This is a genomic window from Vibrio sp. McD22-P3, assembly GCF_021568915.1.
Taxonomy (GTDB): Bacteria; Pseudomonadota; Gammaproteobacteria; order Enterobacterales; family Vibrionaceae; genus Vibrio; species Vibrio mediterranei.
Map to the genome: position 1 here is coordinate 1 of NZ_JAKGTN010000053.1, position 4,209 is coordinate 4,209.

General features: G+C 42.8%; 3 protein-coding genes and 4 pseudogenes. 3 read left to right on the forward strand and 4 right to left on the reverse strand.

Features of this window, described 5'->3' with window-relative positions; genetic code table 11:
* Nucleotides 1–184: hypothetical protein (locus L2W36_RS27100; protein ID WP_236112054.1), on the forward strand; the 184-nt coding region annotated here is incomplete at its 5' end.
* A 59-nt stretch (nucleotides 185–243) separates the two neighbouring features.
* Here the strand turns inward: L2W36_RS27100 and L2W36_RS27105 are convergent.
* From L2W36_RS27105 to L2W36_RS27115, 3 genes and pseudogenes are all read right to left on the reverse strand, one after another.
* Nucleotides 244–348: pseudogene (locus L2W36_RS27105) on the reverse strand (IS5/IS1182 family transposase); the annotation flags it as partial.
* A gap of 34 nt (nucleotides 349–382) precedes the next feature.
* Nucleotides 383–1,917, reverse strand: a pseudogene (locus tag L2W36_RS27110) (IS3 family transposase).
* A 32-nt stretch (nucleotides 1,918–1,949) separates the two neighbouring features.
* A complete protein-coding gene (locus L2W36_RS27115) occupies nucleotides 1,950–2,114 on the reverse strand; it encodes a hypothetical protein (protein ID WP_236112055.1) in 165 nt (54 codons plus the stop codon).
* 444 nt (nucleotides 2,115–2,558) lie between these two features.
* Between L2W36_RS27115 and L2W36_RS27120 the strand changes: the two genes are divergently transcribed.
* Both L2W36_RS27120 and L2W36_RS27125 read left to right on the forward strand, forming a co-directional pair.
* A complete protein-coding gene (locus L2W36_RS27120) occupies nucleotides 2,559–2,744 on the forward strand; it encodes a hypothetical protein (protein ID WP_236112056.1) in 186 nt (61 codons plus the stop codon).
* Between the two features lie 343 nt (nucleotides 2,745–3,087).
* Nucleotides 3,088–3,825 (forward strand): annotated as a pseudogene (locus L2W36_RS27125) (IS6 family transposase).
* A gap of 193 nt (nucleotides 3,826–4,018) precedes the next feature.
* Here the strand turns inward: L2W36_RS27125 and L2W36_RS27130 are convergent.
* Nucleotides 4,019–4,209, reverse strand: a pseudogene (locus L2W36_RS27130) (permease); the annotation flags it as partial.

Sequence of the window (4,209 nt, forward strand, 5' to 3'; positions counted from 1 at the left end):
AAGCTTGGGAAACTTGATAGAGGTTATCTTGCTGCTCATTGCAGCCGTTTGTATTTTCTATATTCGACTGATTTACGTTCACAGATATCCGAGTAACCGCCTGCATTCGCTCTATATTATGTATCTGATAGTCACTGTGATAGTTATTCTAACCCGTATTTTCTTTCCGCACATGATGGAGTAACACTAAGGATTAAGTTAATCATTATTAGGGCGTGTTGATCTTTGCTGTACATTTTGCGTTCAACAACACATCGGTAGCCACATCAACATGAATGCCAGCGATAACATGCTGGCATAATCCCTTTCTAGCTTGTTATATCTACTTGAAATAGCTCGATAACGGCGTTTTTCAAGGTAGTCGTCATCATTTTCTTGTTTATTAAGCAGCTTCTCTTTCTGGATTTAGGTGTATTTCACCAACTGGCTTACAGTTCCTGATATCGCCAGGCCATCGTTCGGATTTTCGCTGTTTAGCAGCGAGAAAGACCTCAGCTCGACGCTTCAAGAGCTCTTCGTCTTTCCCGTTATAACGCTCTGAAGGCTTGATATAATTGAGCTTACTGTGCTTGTGCTCCGTGTTGTACCAGAGCACGCAGGCTTCAATCCAACGTCGACTGCTGTCGAGAGTTTCAAGGCCCTTCGTCGGCTAGTTTGGCATGTACTTAACCGTACGGAACAATGACTCGACATACGGGTTATCATCACTGACTCTTGGGCGGCTATACGATGAAGTAATACATAACTCTTCCATTTTGGCTTTGAACGTCAACGACTTCATCGGCGCACCATTATCTGAGTGAAGAACCAGAGCTTGATTGAAGCACTGCTCTCGCATCAACGTTCGTTGCAAAAGCTGTGACGCCAGCTCACCACACTCACGCTCATATACCTCATAACCTACAATTTTTCGGCTATAAATGTCTTCGATGACATACAGGTAATAGTGCTGGCCTCTAACTTTTGAAGGTAAGTAAGTGATATCCCATGTGTAGACTTGGTTCGAGTCCGTAGCTGTGTAACTTGTTGGTTTCGCTCGCTTCTGCCTACTTCTTTGACGACCTCGTTTGTTTAGTTGCCCCTGTGCACTCAGTATCCGATAGTAACTTGACTCAGAGGCGATATACTCACCTCTATCAAGCAATGTCGGGACGATTTGAGTTGGAGGCAAGCTTGCGAACTCAGAGCGGTTACACACCTCGATAATCGCATCACGCTCTTGCTGCGACAGTTTGTTAGCAGGCTCAGGTCTGAGGCATATTGGTCTTTTGTCAGCTTGAACTTCACCTTGCTGATACCAGCGACGATATGTTCTCAAGTCAATTTGAACTTCATGGCAAGCTGGCTCTAAACGACACCCGCCTTGCTTCGCTTCAAGGATAAGAGTCACTATGGTCTGCCTTTCATCGGTTGAGGTTAGTCGTCCTCTGGCTCTTCCCCGTAAAAGGCTCTCAGCTTTTTTCTTAGCACCAAGAGGGCGGCCGTTTCAGCGAGTGCTTTTTCTTTGAGTCGTAAATCTTTCTTCAACTCTTTGATTTCAAGTTTGTCAGCTTTAGCCTGCTTCTTTGCTTCAGCTTCCTGCTCTTTACTCGACTTAAACCCTTGCATACATTCGCTGCGCCAGCTTTGGATTTGTTCTGGGAAAAGACCTTTTTCACGACAATATTGGCTGAGTTCACTTTCTGTCATTGAGTAGGTTTCAGCGACAATGGCAATTTTACTTTGAGCAGACCACTGCTCTGATAAAGTGTGGCTATTTGGCACGGCGGCTCTTGAACGTCTGAGTTGCTTGCGCCAATGATACAAGGTCGCAGTGCTAATTCCTTCCTTTTCCGACACTTCTTTCACTGACATCGAATAGGGAGGCAACAGCTTCTTCAATATAGCTTCTTTTCTTTCTATTGATATACGAGACACAATTACTCTTTATCGCCCAAACTGGTTAAATTTTAACAGTGACAACTACCCTGCCAGATAGGGATAATGGCATCAAACACCTTGTGGATTTCATCCGATTCTGTTGCCTCCATTGAGTAGATTTCGCATTCATCAAGTATGATAATGTTTCTTCCTTCTTTCTGTATAATCGATAAATTGAAATACTTTTTATTCATAGACAAACTCCCATTGATTACGTATGCAGATGACCTGAAACATTAGCCTTATCCAGCCTTCTTGCACAGATACTTTCGTAGATTATAGGACAGGACCATCATGACTGTTCTATATTGTATATAGAAGCCTCTTCAACCTAACCTAGCAGTGGTTATAAAATTAAAACTGTCGCTGGAGTGATGCGATGAGACATATGATATCTTTTCAATATATAGAACTTAGATCATGCTCATTGATATACGCTCACTGGTCGGACGGCGTCATTGAGAAAGCGATAACCCAGAAACAGCGTATGGTGTTTTACCATAAAATACGCTCTCGATACTCCTATCGTTGACCATTGACTTCTCAGTAGTGTTTCCGATGAAAGAAAAATAGAATGTCATAAACCATAACCTATAATGATAAATAGTTTTCTATTTTTATGAAGTTGTGAGGCAATCATGCTAGCAAATCATCGATTAAAAGCACTTGGTGCGCGGCGTGTCAATGACGTGGTTGAGTTTTACGGAAATACAGCTCAAACCATGCGAAACATCTATGCTCGAAACCCTAGAGCTTTTGATGCGATGGTCTTAGGTTATTTACAAGTAATTGAGCAGGAAAAGAGCTCCGATACTAAAGAATAAACAGTGTATATGTAAGACTGCTACTAGTGGTCAAGTATCCATAATACCTCCACACAGATTTTCATCCCTTATTATGATTATTAAGTTGTGCTAAAAACGAACGTATTGTAAGCTGGTGGTAAACACCCTATTGCAATAAAAAACGGAAGGTGATTAGCCTTCCGTTTCTTTCCTACTCAGAGGATTTTAACCCTTTGATGTTCCATGGCATCAGCGCTTCTAAGTTATCGGGTTCGACCGCCAGTCGCTCAAAACAATAGGTCAGATACTCTGCCGGGGCCTGTTGCAAAAAATGTAGCAAAGACTCAGAATTCCTTCTTTCCCCATCTAATCCAGCTGTTCAATGACCAATCCTGAATTCAAATGGAAACATTTTGCCCCTGAAATCATTCTTTGGTGTCTGCGCTGGTATGGTTCAACGCCAATGAGCTACGCCAACCTTAGCGACATGCTGCAGGAGCAAGGTGTTTCGGTTCACCGCTCGACCATTTATCGATGGTTCATTGAGTATGCCCCTGCACTACGTAAGAAATTACGCCGTTGTCAATTCATTCGAGCAGACTCTTCGTGGCAGCTTGATGAAACCTACGTTAAAGTGAAAGGAAAATGGCACTATCTGTACCGAGCTATCAACAAGCAAGGCGAGACACTGGACTTCTATTTCTCCCACAAACGCAATAAAGAGGCGGCTTATCAGTTCTTGAAGCGGTGCCTGCGCCACTATCCAAAAGAGTTACAGCCTCAAGCATTAAATACCGACAAGCATTCCTCCTACGCTAATGCGATTGCTCGCCTGAAGAAGGAGGGACGACTGCGAGCAGATGCCAAGCAACGGCAAGTGAAGTATCTCAATAATGGTATTGAATCCGACCACGCTCCCATCAAGAAACTCGTTGTAGGTACTGGCGGATTTAAAATACGAAAGCGAGCCTAGTCAACTATTCAAGGATTCGAGTCTCTACGGATGTTGAACAAAGGTCAATTTGATTTCTGGTTACGTCGTGATGAACGTAAAACACTAGTACGGGAGAGACCCGCCTTCATGAATCGCTTGTTCAATGTTGAGGTGGTTTTCAACTAGAAGTTAAAACGGAATGGATGAAGTATCTTCTCTGTATTTTTTTGCAACAAGCCCAATTGATCAGTGATACAGAAAGAGAATATTCACGCACTATTCTTGAATCACGTAATTTAACGTAATGGCACCTAGTCTGCACCGAGATTTAGACACAAAAAAGCCTCCCTTGTAGGAGGCTTTTTTTGTGATGTGTCAATCAAGCGAAGATGAAACTATATAGGAACCCTGCACCAATGGCCATGCTGAGGATGACAAACAAGAATGCTGCAATCATTTGATTCTTGAAGATAGATTTCAACAATATCACTTCAGTTAGACTTGCGCCGGCACTACCAATAATTAAAGCCATTACTGAACCAAGTGCCATCCCTTTCTGTACTAGTGCGG